This is a genomic window from Flavobacterium pectinovorum (assembly GCF_006438875.1).
In the GTDB taxonomy this organism is placed as follows: Bacteria; Bacteroidota; Bacteroidia; order Flavobacteriales; family Flavobacteriaceae; genus Flavobacterium; species Flavobacterium pectinovorum_A.
The window spans coordinates 193,745-210,580 of the sequence record NZ_RCZH01000006.1; the positions used below are offsets into that span (position 1 = coordinate 193,745).

The 16,836-nt window shown below is 36.6% G+C and carries 13 protein-coding genes; all 13 read left to right on the forward strand.

Going from position 1 to position 16,836, the window contains the following annotated elements:
* Positions 1-549 precede the first annotated feature (549 nt).
* Entirely contained in the window at positions 550-2,496 is a 1,947-nt protein-coding gene (locus EAH81_RS10615; RefSeq protein ID WP_140506747.1) for a hypothetical protein, read from the forward strand.
* 12 nt (positions 2,497-2,508) lie between these two features.
* The gene (locus EAH81_RS10620) at positions 2,509-3,360 is read left to right on the forward strand and encodes a hypothetical protein (protein ID WP_140506750.1); all 852 of its coding nucleotides are present in this window, start codon (positions 2,509-2,511) and stop codon (positions 3,358-3,360) included.
* A gap of 144 nt (positions 3,361-3,504) precedes the next feature.
* Positions 3,505-4,428, forward strand: coding sequence for a hypothetical protein (locus EAH81_RS10625; RefSeq protein WP_140506753.1), 924 nt, complete (start codon positions 3,505-3,507; stop codon positions 4,426-4,428).
* A complete protein-coding gene (locus EAH81_RS10630; protein ID WP_140506755.1) occupies positions 4,418-5,785 on the forward strand; it encodes an ATP-binding protein in 1,368 nt (455 codons plus the stop codon). The genes EAH81_RS10625 and EAH81_RS10630 overlap by 11 nt, the downstream gene beginning before the upstream one ends.
* 6 nt (positions 5,786-5,791) lie before the next feature.
* On the forward strand, positions 5,792-6,361 hold the full coding sequence (locus EAH81_RS10635) for a hypothetical protein (protein ID WP_140506757.1): 570 nt from the start codon (positions 5,792-5,794) through the stop codon (positions 6,359-6,361).
* 324 nt (positions 6,362-6,685) lie between these two features.
* Positions 6,686-7,324, forward strand: a complete 639-nt coding sequence (locus EAH81_RS10640; RefSeq protein WP_140506759.1) for a glycoside hydrolase family 25 protein — start codon at positions 6,686-6,688, stop codon at positions 7,322-7,324.
* Positions 7,325-7,369: 45 nt separating this feature from the next.
* On the forward strand, positions 7,370-8,191 hold the full coding sequence (locus EAH81_RS10645; RefSeq protein ID WP_140506761.1) for a GH-E family nuclease: 822 nt from the start codon (positions 7,370-7,372) through the stop codon (positions 8,189-8,191).
* Positions 8,192-8,196: 5 nt separating this feature from the next.
* Complete coding sequence (locus tag EAH81_RS10650) at positions 8,197-10,314, forward strand: DUF4157 domain-containing protein (protein WP_140506763.1); 2,118 nt, start codon at positions 8,197-8,199, stop codon at positions 10,312-10,314.
* A 73-nt stretch (positions 10,315-10,387) separates the two neighbouring features.
* On the forward strand, positions 10,388-12,097 hold the full coding sequence (locus tag EAH81_RS10655) for a DUF4157 domain-containing protein (protein ID WP_140506765.1): 1,710 nt from the start codon (positions 10,388-10,390) through the stop codon (positions 12,095-12,097).
* Between the two features lie 28 nt (positions 12,098-12,125).
* Positions 12,126-13,205 carry a DUF4157 domain-containing protein gene (locus EAH81_RS10660; protein WP_140506767.1) on the forward strand — a complete coding sequence of 360 codons (1,080 nt, stop codon included), beginning with the start codon at positions 12,126-12,128 and terminating at the stop codon, positions 13,203-13,205.
* Positions 13,206-13,280: 75 nt separating this feature from the next.
* Positions 13,281-13,646, forward strand: a complete 366-nt coding sequence (locus tag EAH81_RS10665; RefSeq protein ID WP_140506770.1) for a hypothetical protein — start codon at positions 13,281-13,283, stop codon at positions 13,644-13,646.
* Positions 13,647-13,835: 189 nt separating this feature from the next.
* On the forward strand, positions 13,836-14,894 hold the full coding sequence (locus tag EAH81_RS10670) for a DUF4157 domain-containing protein (protein ID WP_140506772.1): 1,059 nt from the start codon (positions 13,836-13,838) through the stop codon (positions 14,892-14,894).
* A gap of 27 nt (positions 14,895-14,921) precedes the next feature.
* A complete protein-coding gene (locus tag EAH81_RS10675) occupies positions 14,922-16,793 on the forward strand; it encodes a hypothetical protein (protein WP_140506774.1) in 1,872 nt (623 codons plus the stop codon).
* Positions 16,794-16,836 lie beyond the last annotated feature (43 nt).

The following is a 16,836-nucleotide window of genomic DNA, read 5'->3' on the forward strand; positions in this document are numbered from 1 at the left end:
TTTGCAGTATTTGTCATTTTGAGAAACGAGAAATCCTCGTAAGTGGCTCGACAAAGATTGGTCAGCGCATTTTTGTCATCCCGAGGAACGAGGGATCTCCGTAAGTGGCTCGACAAAGATTGATCAACGTATTTTTTGTCATTTCGAGGAACGAGAAATCACATAAGTGGCTCGACAAAGATTGGCGATTATAGGAACGGAGTTTCTTGCGAGGATTTCTCGTTCCTCGAAATGACAAAACTGGGTTACTATGTGTTAAACTTTAACAAAGCTGTCGTAGTGCATTAAGATTGGCGATTATAGGAACGGAGTTTCGTGTGTGATTTCTCCCTTCGGTCGAAATGACAAGATTGCACATTTTGTGTCATTTCGAGGAACGAGAAATCACATAAAGTAGCTCGACAAAGATTGGCGATTATGGGAACGGAGTTTCGTGTGTGATTTCTCCCTTCGGTCGAAATGACAAAACTGGGGTTACCACATTTTAAAAAATAAAAAAAAATTAAATACGATCTTGAAATATAAATTAATCAACTAAAAAAAACTATTATGAACAGCTACAATGAAAATCTACATTCTAGTGTATTGTCTTCATTAGAAAGTCAGGAGATGACCAAAAAACAATTGGGTACACAATTGAACGCTTCGACGTTTACGCTTTATTATGCCGAAGGAGCCGAAATTGTTGCGCAGGAAAAACTTGCGGCAACAACCAGTATGTACAAGGAGAAGCAAATTATAAATACTGAAGTTGTTAAGAATAAGAACATTGCAGACAATATATTACTTTCTGCAAATCAGCAAAAAACGTATATAACACAATCTGTTACCAATATGGCTGTTTGTGCGTCAAACATACAAATTGCTTCAAATTCGATTGTACGTCTAGCAAGTGATATTGGCAGTATTTACAGTATTATTAATGCTGCAGATTATGGAACTCAAATTTACCAACAGGCTTTTGAGGCTTATAATCTGATCAATAAAACGGCTTATAATGCCGAGGAAACTTCTCAAATTGCAATGGAAGCCACAGCATCTATTGCTGCAGTTGCAACTGCAACAGTTTCCGATGGTGCTAAACTAACAAATACTTCTGTTAACAATTTATTACAGGTTACTACTGCTGATTTAACAGCAATTACAGCTATACTGACTGTAGATAACGATACAAACTCTAAAGCTAGTATAGCCACCAGAGCCGCAGAAGGCGCCATAAAATGTAGTGAAGTGGAATACGAGGCTTCAAAAAAAGCATACGTTTCTAATAACAAACAATTCAATCAAAACTTGATTGTCGAAGTTGCTGAACCTTTTGATCCTGCGGCAGGTACTTTTACCGTTTTGTTTGATAAGTATAAAAGTCCTTTTACTCCTGAGGACAGAGATTCTTCAACCCAAAATATTGGATTAAAAAAACCTGTGCAAAGTTATAATATCGTTCTGGTAAAAGACAGTAAGAAATCATTCTTTAGTGTTTCTACGGCAGAAGATTTATTAAATAGCCCATCTCAGTTTAAAAGAATAACGGTACTTCAGGATACAAATGATAAAGGAAATTATAGTGTACCTATAGCGTATAAGGAATTTAGGGATTCTGATAATGATCCAGTAATACTTGGTGAAAATTATGTTGCTTTTCTTTTAATCATTTTTACAGAAGGCTACAAAAAAGAGATCAATACATTTGATGAATACTTATCTGCTCCATCTGAAACATTTACATTAACTTATACTTTGCAAAATGTTGGTGAAATTAAAGTTTCCAGAGACGAAAATTCTGCAAAAGAGTTATCTAAAATTAGTTTTGATGTTCCAAAAGAAGAGGAATTAAAGGCTAATGAAATTGATTACAGATGTTTCTTCCTGCCTTATCCTGATCAGCCGCTGGGGGATATTGATTTGAATAATCTTGATTATGACATTGAAACACTTGAGTTAGAAGAAGGAATTAAAGCTGTTGAAGCGGAAATTAAGTTTTTTAACGAAGAACTGGAAATCTTAAACACTCCGAATCAAAATACTGATGCGGCTAAAAATGCTAAAGATCAGGAATTAGAGAAACAAAAAAGTAATAGTTTAAAAGTTGCTATAGCAGATGTTAAGGCAAAATTAGTTATTTCTAAAAGTGAATTGGCAGCTTTGAACGTCCAACTAAAAGAAGCGAAAAAAAATGCGCCTAAAGAGGTTATTAACGTCAACGCTTTTTTCTTCAATTTAAACTTAGCAGAGAACATTCCCGCTGGAAACTATACAAGTGCCAGACATCACAAGGGTACTTCCGGCACTGAACTTGTTGCTCACATTGATCATACAACTACTGATAATTTTGGAAATCCGCTGATTGGGGATAAAAATTATATCCCGGTTGTTTTGTCTTACTACAAAGGCGCAGAGATTTTTAATAACAAATACACAAACAGTCTTTCTGATTGGCAAAATACGCCGCCGATTCCTTATTCTGCAATCGAAAATCATAACAAACCAACTATTTAATACTACAACTATATGGAAACTCAACTATTACCATCTGCTCCAAAAGCGAAAAGATATGGAATTACAGAAGCAAAAAAAGCTGAACTGGACTGGTTAAAAAATCAAGTAGTCGATTCAGCAGCAATTGTGCAGCAACAGCAGATAATCGTGAGTTCGCTGAATGAAAAAGCGACAAAGTATCAGGGTTATTTATTAGTTTCTGAAAGTAATCGTACGCATGCATTAGGCAATAAAAACTTAATTGATCAGATTATTCAAAATGCCTACGACTTAAGTTCTAATTCTGAAAATGCTTTTAGCAGCACCGTATCTTCTACTTTGGTTGCCACAAAAGTTGCCACAAATGTTAGTGATCTAATCAATAAGCTTATTTACTCCGTAGAAATAATTAATAAACTGGCAAATCTTGTTATTCGCAAAAAAGCGCTTAATCCTTTGATTTCTGATGACTTAATTACACGAATAAATACTGCTGGTACAGATGCCAATAATGCTGTTGCACTTACGCTGATTGCCTTAAAATCGACATTGGCGGCAGAAGCTTCTATTCTGGAATCTGAAGGAGCGATTACACTGGAAAGCAAACAGGCTCTTAACCTTTATTTGACCTTAACAAATGAAAAATCTATTCATACATTAACATCACATCAAACATCACATCAGTTTTCTAATCCTTCTATCAAAGTATTGTTGTATCAAGCCTATAAAGATGCTCAAAGTGCCTATGAGATTGCACATACAGCAAATGATCAGACTACAAGACAATTAAGCATTGCAACTGCTAATTTAAATAAAGCTCAGGTCAAACTGCAATCGCTTCAATCTGCCTTAGCGGCAGCAACTGCAGCGGCTTTGGCTTCTTAAGACATTAAAATGATTTTAAACACGGATTTCACGAATTGACGCTAATTCGTACGTGAACTTAATTACAAACTAAGTACGCTAATAAAAATTGGTGCCGATTAGTGAAGTTCGTGTTTGTTTTTTTAATCAATAAATTTTAAGGTTATGGATCGCACTTACAAGAACTTTTACAGACAATTTTATCTTAAAACAGGAGGATTTTTGCCTACAAAACCGTTGAATAAAAATCTTTTTCCGGGTGATTATTTCCAAATAAAAAATGGTGAAATAATTCTCTTGGGAAACATTTACCGCAATGCTATTGTGGCGCGTCAGGATGTTGATATAAGCGGCGTGATTGCTTTGAATGACTCGAACTGGAATTTTAGCGATGGGATTTCAAAACCCTATTCGGGGCGAGCGCACGGACATGGGGCAATTGATGGTCAGATTGAATTTAGCAAACAAATTTTGGCTTTTGCCAATAAAGGAAGTTTTATTTTCAGGGCCGAAGATCCGGAATCTGTAAAGATTAATAATTGGAATGATATTCAGCAACAGCTCATTATAAAACTTACACAGACGCTATTCTCTTTCCGCGAACTTTATGTGGTGACGGAAAGTGCTACGGCTGCAAACACTACGCTGGCAACGGCGGGCGAAGCAAATGCTGAATTGGAACTGGCAAGTGATGCAGAGAGTTTTGGTCTGGTTGATATTTTTGGACATCAGAATACCAAAACTATTCAATCGAAAGATATTGAATATTACCATCGCGAAACCAAAAGAAAACCGGCTTATTTTAAAGCTAAAAAATTAGTGGTTCAGGATGAAAAGCTGTCTTATTTTATCAGTGATTTTATTGCCAAAGAAAATAACCTCAGCGAATGGACAGATTCCTTTTTTGATTCGAATTTTCACAATGATATCGATTATAATACGCAAATGATTATGCAAAATGCGCAGGGCTTTTATCTGGATATGCTGCAATCGAATGAGTTAAATCCTAATACGGCTTTGTTGTATTTTAAATGGGTGGATGCCAATCTCGACGATGTCGAAAAACTTTTTGGTGCATATGGAAACTAATCCCGACATTCTTGTTTTATATGATGAAATGGATTGGCTGCAAAAGGTAATCGATCAGGTTATTTGCAGCTATTTACTTCAGGATGGTCATGAAAATCGGTGGCAGGATATTCCGTTGCCCGAAGCTGATATCGAAAATGAGGACAGCGTTTATTATCAAAAAATAGTCGAATGGGATTTGAATCTCTACGAGCGTCTTTGTCTTGCTTTGATTCTTGCGCCTCAGATTAAACCTGAGGTTCTGGATATTTTCTTTAGTAAAAATGCCATGTACGATCGTGGTTTTACGGAATTTGGCGGGGTTATCAATAAAAATCACAGTGGTTTTTTGCCAACCGGTCAAACGCTTTCTTTTTTGATTACGGCGGTTAATCCTGAATTGAGAATCGAAATACTCAATATTCTGAGTACGGCAAATATTCTCGCAAAAGAACAGGTTTTGGTTCTTGAAGCGGGTGAATCTAATATGCCTGTTTTGAATCAGATTATTACGATTAACGAGCGTTGGCTGCATTATTTTATAACGGGTACTTTGCCTAAACTAGAACATAGTGTTTCGTTTCCTGCACAGCAAATTTCGACCAATATGAACTGGGACGATCTCGTTCTCGAAGAACATGTTATGAATCAGGTTATGGAAATTAATGCGTGGCTCAATCATGGTGAAACTCTTATGAAGGAATGGGGTCTCGAGAATAAAATAAAACCGGGATATCGAACGCTTTTTTACGGACCTTCGGGAACGGGTAAAACGCTTACAGCAACTTTATTAGGAAAGAGCACCAATCGGGAAGTTTACCGAGTTGACCTTTCTATGATTGTATCTAAATATATTGGTGAAACTGAAAAAAATCTTTCCAAAATATTTGATGTGGCACAGCATAAAGACTGGATTTTATTCTTTGATGAAGCTGATGCCCTTTTTGGGAAAAGAACTGCTGCATCTTCTTCAAATGATCGACACGCCAATCAGCAAACGGGATATTTATTGCAAAGAATTGAAGATTTTCCGGGTGTTGTAATATTAGCTTCTAATCTAAAAGAAAATATGGATGAGGCTTTCTCGCGAAGGTTTCAATCGATGATTCATTTTACAATGCCAACTGCCGAGGAAAGAATTCTGTTATGGGAAAAAGCTTTCTCCGGAAAATGCCAGCTTGATCCTGATATTGATATCGAAACTGTTGCCGAAAACTATGAGTTGGCGGGCGGAGCGATTATCAATGTTTTGAGATTTTGCGCTTTGACGGCTATTCAGAAAAATGAAACTGTAGTAAGTCTTCAGGATTTACTGGAGGGCATTAGACGTGAATTTAAAAAAGAGAACAAAACGCTGCATGTTTCACAAATGAATTGACGCATTATGAAAAACAATGAAAACATAAGTAAGATTGCCATTGCTAAGCCGCAATTACAACGTCATAAAGTGAAACTTAAAATTGGAAACTGGAAAAACCATTTTGATCTAAATTATGTAAATACAATAATTGCAATGGCTTTGAGTGATTTTGATGACAACATTTCTTTTGATATAAAAGGATATCTTATTACGAGTCAAAATCTTTATTTGGTTGTACAAACTACTGAAAAAAGCATAGAGAAAATGGTTCATAAAATTGAGATTAAGATTATATTTTTATTAAAAAACAATCCTCAAAAACTAAAAGAAAACAGGAGAGAAACTTCTTTTATTGCTGATGATGAAAATTTTTTTTATGAAGCACGAAAACCTTTATTTAAAATATATCCTTTAGAAAATGGTCATTTAGTAAAACTTATTACCGGAGAAAAAGTTACGCTTCCTTATTTTGATCGAGACCTTAAGGAATTGAAAGCGTTGATTCATAACCATCCTTTTTGTTCGGCAATTCATTATTTAGGAGGTATAGATCCTGTAGAAATGGAAGAAATTAAAGATTCAAAAAAACAGTAGAATACAACTTATAAAATTTCATTTAACACGAATTGCATGAATTGTCACTAATTCGTTAGTGTAATTAATTTGACAAACGAGGTCAACGCATTGAAATTTATGCGAATTCATGCAATTCGTAAAAGTTTAATTTAACACATAGAAACATAGTTTTCTCTGCCTAAAAAAGAATATAAAAAAGAAACAAATTTCTTCACACATAGTTTGTCACCCTGAGCGAAGTCGAAGGGCGTTTCAATTGGCACGGGCTTCGACTTCGCTCAGCCTGACAAAAAATAAAAAAGCAAATCATAAAAACAATTAACTAAACAAAACCATAAAAAAATGACTACAACAGCAATCAATAATTTCACCGTATTTGGTATTGATATTTCGAGATATCAGGGCAATGAAATCAATTTTCTAAACAAGCAGGTTGATAAACTCTCTTTTATAATTTGCAAAGCTACTGAGGGAATTACGTATACTGATTCTAGTTTTAAAACGAACTGGCCGGCAATTCAGGCAAAAGGATATGTTCGTGGTGCGTATCATTTTTACCATTGCAATGATGATCCTTCAAAACAGGTTGCCAATTATCTGGGTGTTGTGGGTACTTTTTTGGCAACGGACTTTCCTCCTATTGTTGACTTTGAAGAAAGTAGTATTGATGCGGGTGTTAATAAAGCCAGTATTCAGCCCAATTTGTTGCAGTTCCTGACTTTATTGGAACAAAGAACAGGACGAAAACCATTGATATATACGGACAATAATACGGCAAATGCTTATTTGACTGATCCTGCTTTTGGGGGTTATAGTTTATGGATTGCGAATTACAGCAGTACGCCAAAAATCCCGAATGTATGGAAAAACTGGACGATCTGGCAACAATCTCCAAGTTATAAACTGAATGGTCAGCTTAATGATTATGACGTTTTTAATGGTGATAGTAATGCATTTTCAAACTTCATTCAATCTAGTTAAAATGCCAAAAAAAATGTAGTTGTACAATGCAAAAGGAAGAAAGAAATGACTCAGCAACACAAAAAAATATCTGAATATAAAACCGCTATTACTGCTGCACATACTGCTCGTGGTCAAAATACGATGCAACTAAAAGATAATCGGGAACATTCTATTGTGCAACGAAAACTGCAGGAACATGTAGAAAATAGTCTACAGGAAAATACAATCTCTAATGTGGGTGTTGCGCAGTTAAAAGGTGGTAAAAAAGAGGATAAAAAAAAATCGAAGAAAAGAAAAAGAGAAGATTCAGAAAGCGATGAGGAAAATAGCGATGAGGAAGATGGCAGCGGTGATTATGCTCCTCCAAGTGCTAAAAAACAAAAGAGATTTCATATTCCTGCAGAAACTACTGAGGACGTTATAAGAGAAACTGCTCACAAACGCATTAACGTGAACAAAAAATATAAGGAGATTTATACTTGTCCTGCTTGCAGACGACCACTAGCTGCTACAAAAAAAGGAAGTAAAAATTTGGAGTTGACAAGGTTTGCTTTTACAAGTAAAAGTGGCAATTTACACGAACAACGCGCTTTGGCATTGGACCACTATCCTACCTGGGCGCCGCGTGAGCATGCTTTAAAGTCGAAAGGTGCAACTGATGAAGAAATAAAAGAAGATCATAATGATCCCGATCGTCTAAGGGCTTTTTGCAAGGTATGTAATGAAAGCCATAAATATGAGAAAAAGAAAAAAGTCGATTATGAAAGTGATACTGACGAAGAAGGATATCATACTCCGGATGATGAGCCTGAAAATAAAGGTTTTTACAAAGATTTTCGCAAAGATCCTGATCCCGGTTCTGGCAGCTCGGGCATAACTACCTAAAAGTAATGGTACAACAACACGAAAAAATATCCGAAAATAAAATAGCTGTAACTGCCGCATATGCGGGTGGCGGCGCTCATGCTGTTCAGTTAAAAAACAATCGGGAATATTCTGTTGTGCAACGAAAACTTGCCGAAGGAACTACAACAACGCAATTGGCTTCTTTTATGCCTGTTCAAAGAAAAACGAATCATACTGGTTTACCAGATCATCTAAAATCCGGAATAGAAAATCTTTCGGGTCATTCTATGGATGATGTCAAAGTGCATTATAACTCGGCTAAGCCAGCTCAGCTTAATGCTCATGCATATGCTCAGGGAACTGATATTCATCTCGCATCAGGACAGGAAAAACATTTACCTCACGAAGCGTGGCACGTAGTCCAACAAAAACAAGGACGGGTAAAACCTACTCTGCAAATGAAGGGCAAAGTGAATGTAAATGATGATAGCGGTTTGGAAAAGGAAGCGGATGTTATGGGTGCGAAAGCGGTTCAATTAAAAAACTACGGCTCACAGTCCAGTATGCAGCAAAGTAGTTCTTCTGGAATACAAACTGTATATCAACGCGTTACTATCAAACTGGATGGAGAAACTTATTTTCCTGACACTCATGCAACGGGGAAAATAGTAGAAAGTGACGATTTAACGCTTGCACAACGCACAAAAGCGTCTACTGATTTACAGGGAAATGCTGATTTATTTGCTAGGATGCAGGCAGGCTGGACACATTTGACCCAAACGGTTGATCCCATTATTGAACCCCTTTTAGCAGCAGCAGAAATTACAGATGAAGCCGTAAAAATTACTGCAAGAGGTTTATATCTAGCGTCGCAAAATGCAGGAGTTGCATTATCTGTTTTACTTGATGCCCAAAAGGAATGGCAAGATTTTTTATCATATAGTAAAATACCTATGCCAGACATACTTTCTGTACATCGTAGTTTTGGTTTTGAATATGAATTTGCAACATGGCAAGTTCAGCCTCCTAATAAAAAACCTGTTGACTCACATACAGAGGTAGGAAAATCCGGGCCTTTCAGCCCTTTATTTAATATCCCTTTTATACTAGAAACAGATGCTCAGGAAGAACTGGAATTAGTAGCCCCTCCCCTTTTAGCAGGAGGTGCAAATGGGGTAATAAATAAAGCATTCATTTCGCAGGTCCATGCTTTGTTTGTTGCTGATTTAGTCGCATTTAGAGCAGCTAATGCAAATGTACGTGCAAAAGATTTACCATTTAATGATCACATAGGTACCGGTTGGACCTGGAATGAATCTGGTAATTTAATCAAGATTGCAGTGACAAGAAATAAATGGGATAACAAGCCAAACAAAATTGGATATCAATTGAACATTGCGCTTACCCCTGATGAAATAGCCGGACAATTTAAAGCAAATGCACCTGGTGCAGAAGCTGAACATGAAACAGTATATGGCAGTATTCTAAACCGTTTTCGCATAAATCCTATATATGCTGCATTAACACCTGAAAGGAAAACTGCAATAGACCCTGCAATATTGTTATTGTCAAAAGGTATCTCTAATTCCATTGCTATCCCGACATTACGTTTGGTTGCAAGTACAAGAAAACCTTGGGTAGGCGTTGATTTACATTCTCATGTTAAAGACTTGCATGGCATCTGGGTTAAAGATAGTGTCCCAAATATTACAGTAGCGGCCTTGAAAGGGAAGAATGTAGCTCAGAATGATTTAAAAAGTATTATAACCAGTGAAAAAGATTGGATATCAAGACATATTTTAACAAAAATACCTAAATATAAGCCTTCAGAAAAAACCAAAAAAGAAGTTCCAAATCCAGCTCTTGACGCTATGAGAGCTGCACATAATATACTTGACACTAAGGCAGGTGAAACTACCAGTCTTAAAAAAGAGGCGGAAGCAGAAGCTCTTGCCTGTCTTACAGCAGTTGAAACAAGATTAACGGCGCATAATGAAGTGGCAGGCAACAATACCAAAACGGCTTTTCTTGCTGAAACATTTGGTACAGGTAATGGTGTTCGTAAGGACACTTATGCCAATATTCCAGGCTCTGCCGGAAGAACGCTGCACCTAGCTGAATTAAGATCAAATTTATCAACAGATGCTTTTTTGGCACCGTAAAAATTGATGTGAAATAAGAAGTGAAACTAATAATTGATGTGATAATGGATCCCCAATTCTAATACAGTACTATATGGAAAATAGTTATGAAAAAGCCAAAACGCAATCTATTGCCAATATTCTAAACGAGAAAACCGTTCAGAATAAGGCAAAAGAACTTCAAGACAATCGCCCTGCTTCTCTCTTACAAAGAAAAGCAAACAATACTGGCTTGCCCAATAATCTAAAATCAGGAATAGAAAATCTTTCCGGTCATTCTATGGATGATGTAAAGGTTCATTATAACTCTGATAAACCTGCGCAGCTCAATGCTCACGCTTATGCTCAGGGATCGGATATACATATAGCTTCTGGGCAAGAAAAACATTTGCCACATGAAGCCTGGCATGTTGTACAACAAAAACAAGGACGGGTAAAACCTACTGTGCAAATGAAAGGCAAAGTGAATGTAAATGATGATACTGGTTTGGAGAAGGAAGCTGATCTTATGGGTGCAAAGGCAGTCCAATTGAAAAAAGAAATTAAGCAACCCAATACGCTTAAGGCAGGAAATAATAATGGAAGTAGCTCTGTAAGACAATTAAAAAGCGAGCAAACTACAGATTATGGAAAATTTATTGCTGATCCGTACCAAACCATTCCAGCTATGGCACCTGTATCGGGGGCACATATCGAGCTGAAATTTGAACCCAATGAAAAAGTTGAGGGAAGAATAGGTCTTGTCCAAACAGTAAAAAGAGATCTTTATACAGATAAAGGTGAGCATGCTACAAAAGACAGCGACTTTGGGCCAATGAAAGGCCAGGTTCTTGGAGGGGATAACAAAGGCTGGAGAGTAGATCAACTTCCGTTTGGAGAAACAAAAGGAGTGCTCGGTTATGGGAAAAAGAAATTTCTACAAACCACTAGTCCAGTAGCATATGGATTCTCAAACTATCATTCAGGTCATGAAGCATTGCCAGAAAAACTTTCCGATACACCCAACCCAAAAGCTACCTTACCGTCTCATGGGTATAAAGGAAACAAAACTCAAACAGGTTATAGAAAAAATAATACGATAATACCTGCAATACTGGAAGATACCCCAACCCACCCAAAAAATGGAGGTTCAAAATTTCTTGCAGAAACTGCAGCGATCATTCTGGATGGTCCAATGCAAAAGACTTATCTGGGTTCAATAGAATGGGGATATGAGGCAGCGGCAGGGAAATCGGCACAACTGCACCCTGGAGCTATAAATTTGAAGAGCATGGGTGTTCCATCACCACGGTTTATGGATGCTGCACTAGCGTGGAATAGAGTACAGAAAATAACAGATCCATATAGTGGGACAGAGCATTTAATTATTCCATTACCTGTTCAATATACCGGTTTCAAAAAAGCCAAAGATCTTCCAAGTCTTATAGAAGTTATCAAAGAATTTTTGCAAAGCAATCACGATGCTCCAGATACTAAGTTAGCCGCGAAGCAACTTCTGACAATGGCAGAATCTGAAGGTCTTCATGCTCATAATCAAATACAAACAGGAATTCCTCAAAGCATAAAGAAGGTAGAAGATGCCCTTAATATGCCACTTGGCTTCCTAGGTTTTATATCAGGAATGCCAACGGCCAAACTTGTATTCTCATTGAACCATAAACTCGAATCCCTTAAAACAGAACATGAGAGAGCACAAAAATATTTTACAGAGTTGGGATCTCTAGCTGAGCAGCTCGAAATTTTAATGAAGAAAATTAATACAGACAAAACATTAGAAGAAAAAAGCTCCAATTCACAAATTTAATAACGGGTTCCTAATATTTTAATACGATATGGAAAATAGTTATGAAAAAGCCAAAACGCAATCTATTGCCAATATTCTAAACGAGAAAACTGTTCAGAACAAAGCAAGAGTACTTCAAGACAATCGCCCTGCTTCTCTCCTACAAAGAAAAGCAAACAATACTGGCTTGCCCAATAATCTAAAATCCGGTATAGAAAATCTTTCCGGTCATTCTATGGATGATGTCAAGGTACATTACAACTCTGGTAAACCTGCTCAGCTTAATGCTCACGCTTATGCTCAGGGAACAGATATTCATATTGCATCCGGACAAGAAAAACACTTACCTCATGAAGCCTGGCATGTTGTACAACAAAAGCAAGGACGTGTAAAACCTACTTTGCAAATGAAAGGCAAAGTAAATGTGAATGATGATGAAGGCTTGGAGAAAGAAGCGGATGTGATGGGAGCAAAATCGTTGCAGACTAAACCAAAAGAAAATAGCTTAAAATCTCAAAATAAAAACTCTTCTGTAGATCAAAAGTCTCTCCATTACAATTCTAATAAAACCAATCAATTTAAATCTCTTGTCATACAAAAAGGTAAAAAGCTAAAGCCAAAGGCAAAGGCTAAAAAAGCTCCTAAACATGCGATTGATCTTAAAAAACAAACAATGACTGTAAGAAATAAAAAAGATAGCTATACCTCTGGATTAATAAATGGTTTAAGTCGGGCGACCGGAGTTGAGAGTGGACCAAGAGCGGAAGCACAAAAGGTAAAGAAATTTTTTGGAGGTAGCTGGATTGGAGGACACATGGTTAATGATCAATTGGGGGGCAGTGGAAGTTTCAAAAATATTGTCCCGATTACTTCTTCAATGAATGGGCTACATAAAACCATTGAGAATCGAGCAAACAATCTACTAAGTGCGGGTAATGGGACTCAAATTGAATACAAAATGAAAATCCTTAAAAGAGCAACAGTAAAAAACGCGGTAAAAACCGTTAAAAACCTTCCAATAGAATTTAAACAAACCCTACATGTTCACCCTGTAGGTTTACCTATGTATACAATAGATGGGCATATACTGGAAGAAGCTTATCCAGGAGATGGTATAATACAACCTTAAAACTCTATAACAAAACCTGGCAGAAAACTATTTGACTTTAATTAGTACAATTAATTAACCAAATTTTAAAAAAATATGAATACTCACATTGATAAAACACCCGATAATAAAAGCCAATCTGTCGCAAATGCTGTTGCACAGAGAAAAGATACTGGTAAGAATTCAGTAATTGTGGATAACCGTCCAAAATCTATTTTGCAAAGAAAAATAGGAGATGCAATATCTAATAGTAAAAAAATTGTGGCACAATTACATCCCAAAAAAGCTTCAGGCGCAGGGATGAAAAGAAAAGACCCAGGTCATGGAAATGTAAAAAGTAAACAACATGCAGGCGCTCGAGCAAAAAAAGACGGAAAAAGAGGAGCAAAACAAGCTGTAGAACGTGAGCGGTTACAAGAAAAAAGAGCTGTAGAAGAGGAAAAAAAAGCTGCTGGTAAATAAGAAATTTGATAAAGAATTATTTAAGTGTTAAAACTAGCTCTTTTTAGACACCTAAGTAGTAAGTGACTTTGTTTTAAAAAGAAAATTAGAGTAAACCTAAAAAAATAATGAAAACGTATACAGACAAAATACAAAAACAATAGCTCTAATAATTTGATAACGCGTTCCCAATATTCTAATAAATACGATATGGAAAATAGTTATGAAAAAGCCAAAACGCAAGCTGTTGCCAATACTTTAAACGAGAGAACCGTTCAAAATAAGGCAAAAGAACTTCAAGACAATCGCCCTGCTTCTCTCTTACAAAGAAAAGTAAATAATACTGGCTTGCCCAATAATTTGAAATCGGGAATAGAAAATCTTTCGGGTCATTCTATGGATGATGTAAAAGTTCATTATAACTCTGATAAACCTGCACAGCTTAATGCTCATGCTTATGCTCAGGGAACTGATATTCATATAGCTTCGGGACAAGAAAAACATTTGCCTCATGAAGCGTGGCACGTTATACAGCAAAAACAAGGACGGGTAAAACCTACTTTGCAAATGAAGGGCAAGGTTAATGTAAATGATGACAAGGGTTTGGAGAACGAAGCTGATGTTATGGGTGCGAAAGCTTTGCAAACGAAATCAAAATCGGAATCTGCAAAGGTTTCTACAAATAATAAATCAGTACAAAATAACTCAATAGCCCAACTGCTAAGTGCAACAAATAAGGAGGGTACGGTACTGGATGTTGTTTATTCTGATGGAAAAGTTTCTTTAACGTCAAACGAAAAAGAAATAGGTTATGTGAATTATACTTCTATAGGCATGGGCGTTGTCTCTCAAGATTACATAAAAGTCGAATCTAGTTTTGGCCGACAAGGAATTTCATATTTATTAACCTATCTCGCTGCTTCACAAGGTGGGCATTCGATTATGTATTTAGGTGGAGGTTCTTTAAGTGAGAGTGGTGCTTTGGTGGCAAAAAAATTCGGCTTTAAAAATTATGAGCCTAAAAAAGATGAAGAAGGTGGTTTCTGGTCTTGTTTTACCAGTTGTTTTACCAGTTGTTTTGGCAGTAAGAAAGCTGGCGCAAGTGCTCCTTTATTGCCAAAAGGAAATACTGGTTTACTAGACTATGCTTACAAGACACAAGCAGATCAGGCGGGCGGAAAAATACCGCCTATTAAATGGATAGAAATAGAAACTCTTGTAACACAAGCTACTGAAAAGGTTAAACAATATGGCTGGACAATTAGTTAAAACGTTTTAAAAAGAGAAAGCAATACTATGTACGCATCTGTAAATATATCAGGAAATTTCAATGCCAGTGCTGATGCAACCGCACCTGTGCAGCGTGCTTCGTATAGTAAATCCAGTAGTCCGCTTCAAGACAACAGACCTAAATCTATTGGAAAAAAGAACCAAATTGAGGATTTAAGGAATCATAACGTCAGACAGCTTATTAGTAAAAATTTACAAGAGAAAAGTAAAAGCCTGAATGTTACAGATCCAAATCCTATTCAGGCAAAAAGCAATCAGCCTGTTGTACAACGTTGGCTCGATCCTGCTCTACTTTCGAATAAAGGCGGAGATAAACGTATCAAAGATCTTTTGCATAAAGCTTTAAATTACAATTCACATCGCAAAGGAAAAACGCGTACAATGCGCCTCAATGAGTTAAATATTCTTCAGGTTTCGATTATGAAATGGCTGGATGAGTATAGTGTTCCTGATCAAAATGTGAGTCAAAACGCACTATGGGTAAAAGAGTTGATGAACGACGTACAAGCAGAACATCAAAATCTGGTAAAAACAAGTATTCAAAATAACGATGATTTACCTCCGGTAGCAAATTTCAATACATTAAAAGCAGAAGAACAAAAACAAGTAACAACTATTTGGCATCAATTGGTAAAAGGAACCGGAAATGTTCATATTACTGAAGAGGAAAATTATACTAACACAGAGACCAAACTCGCAGGTTCTCGTATTCATGAAGGTTTTCGATTTGAAGTTCTTGCTCAATTTGCCCGTTTATTAGAAACTGAAACCGGAAGAAACATTGTAAGTCATGTAAATAAAGATACCAAAGGTGAAAAACCTGTAACTATCAAGCCAGGATTTGCGCATCCATCACAAGGTGCTCCTGCTGCCGTATTTGCTGCCGGACCAACTATTTCTAATAATAGTGAAAAGCTAACACCGCTTCCTGTTCCTCTTAATCAAATGTTTAAAGGACAAAAAGATGCGAACAAAAAACGAGAAAATTATAAAAAGCAATTTATTGAGCTTGATTTAAAAGAAATTGCTGATAATAAATTGAAAGCCACTGCTATCTATAACGCCCGTAAAAATAATCCAAAGGCAAAAGGGCTAAAAATAGGTGATAAATATTTTTTATTTGGTTCTGGCATTGGAGTTAATGTTACCATAACAAGAGATATTCGTGATGCCGAAGATCATCATACTTCAAGATCTGTAGATGAAAACAGAAATGAAATTCCAGCTCCAAATTTTATAACGTTGGGGCACGAACTTGGGCATGCTACACATATGCTTGACGGAGTTTCTTTGAATAATTCAAAAGTAAGTGATCATTTATTTCCTCAGGTTGGCGTACACGGTGCAGAGGAATTGAAATGGTCCAATATGGAAGAATATGGTAATATTCATTCTGTTGAAAACTCAATTCGAAAAGAATATGGAATGAAAGAGCGTTTTGGACACATCAATCAGTCTACTGTGCAATGGGAACTTTTAAACAAAATTATTAATGCTTTCTTACCATTATGCGACCTGCAACCCGAGGATGACAGAACAGCTGTTAATGATCTTTTGGGGCAAGCCGGTAATCTAAGCAACGAAATGAAAATCCCTGAAGCGCGTGTGGCAATCAAAGGTGCTGCAACAAGTTTTACTACTCATATACATACTGTATTTCCGCAGTTTTTAGCTTCAGAAAGAGGTGCTATAAAAACTCAATTGGACGACTTCAAAACTCATGTCAATTCTGCTCACGCTGATGTATTGGCAAAAGCAGAAGCAAATATTGCACAGTCAATTATATTAATCAATCAGGCAAATGCCCGAATTCAGGCGATTCCGCAACCAGCGCCACAACAACAAGGCGGATTTTTTAGCCGTTTGTGGCCGTTTTAGAATAAGAACTTTTAACAATAAATATTTATTCATTAACCATTAA

Excerpts from the sequence above, each read along its gene's own strand:
- EAH81_RS10615 (WP_140506747.1), top strand. The coding sequence starts at position 550 with ATGAACAGCTACAATGAAAATCTACATTCTAGTGTATTGTCTTCATTA.
- EAH81_RS10620 (WP_140506750.1), top strand. The coding sequence starts at position 2,509 with ATGGAAACTCAACTATTACCATCTGCTCCAAAAGCGAAAAGATATGGA.
- EAH81_RS10625 (WP_140506753.1), top strand. The coding sequence starts at position 3,505 with ATGGATCGCACTTACAAGAACTTTTACAGACAATTTTATCTTAAAACA.
- EAH81_RS10630 (WP_140506755.1), top strand. The coding sequence starts at position 4,418 with ATGGAAACTAATCCCGACATTCTTGTTTTATATGATGAAATGGATTGG.
- EAH81_RS10635 (WP_140506757.1), top strand. The coding sequence starts at position 5,792 with ATGAAAAACAATGAAAACATAAGTAAGATTGCCATTGCTAAGCCGCAA.
- EAH81_RS10640 (WP_140506759.1), top strand. The coding sequence starts at position 6,686 with ATGACTACAACAGCAATCAATAATTTCACCGTATTTGGTATTGATATT.
- EAH81_RS10645 (WP_140506761.1), top strand. The coding sequence starts at position 7,370 with ATGACTCAGCAACACAAAAAAATATCTGAATATAAAACCGCTATTACT.
- EAH81_RS10650 (WP_140506763.1), top strand. The coding sequence starts at position 8,197 with ATGGTACAACAACACGAAAAAATATCCGAAAATAAAATAGCTGTAACT.
- EAH81_RS10655 (WP_140506765.1), top strand. The coding sequence starts at position 10,388 with ATGGAAAATAGTTATGAAAAAGCCAAAACGCAATCTATTGCCAATATT.
- EAH81_RS10660 (WP_140506767.1), top strand. The coding sequence starts at position 12,126 with ATGGAAAATAGTTATGAAAAAGCCAAAACGCAATCTATTGCCAATATT.
- EAH81_RS10665 (WP_140506770.1), top strand. The coding sequence starts at position 13,281 with ATGAATACTCACATTGATAAAACACCCGATAATAAAAGCCAATCTGTC.
- EAH81_RS10670 (WP_140506772.1), top strand. The coding sequence starts at position 13,836 with ATGGAAAATAGTTATGAAAAAGCCAAAACGCAAGCTGTTGCCAATACT.
- EAH81_RS10675 (WP_140506774.1), top strand. The coding sequence starts at position 14,922 with ATGTACGCATCTGTAAATATATCAGGAAATTTCAATGCCAGTGCTGAT.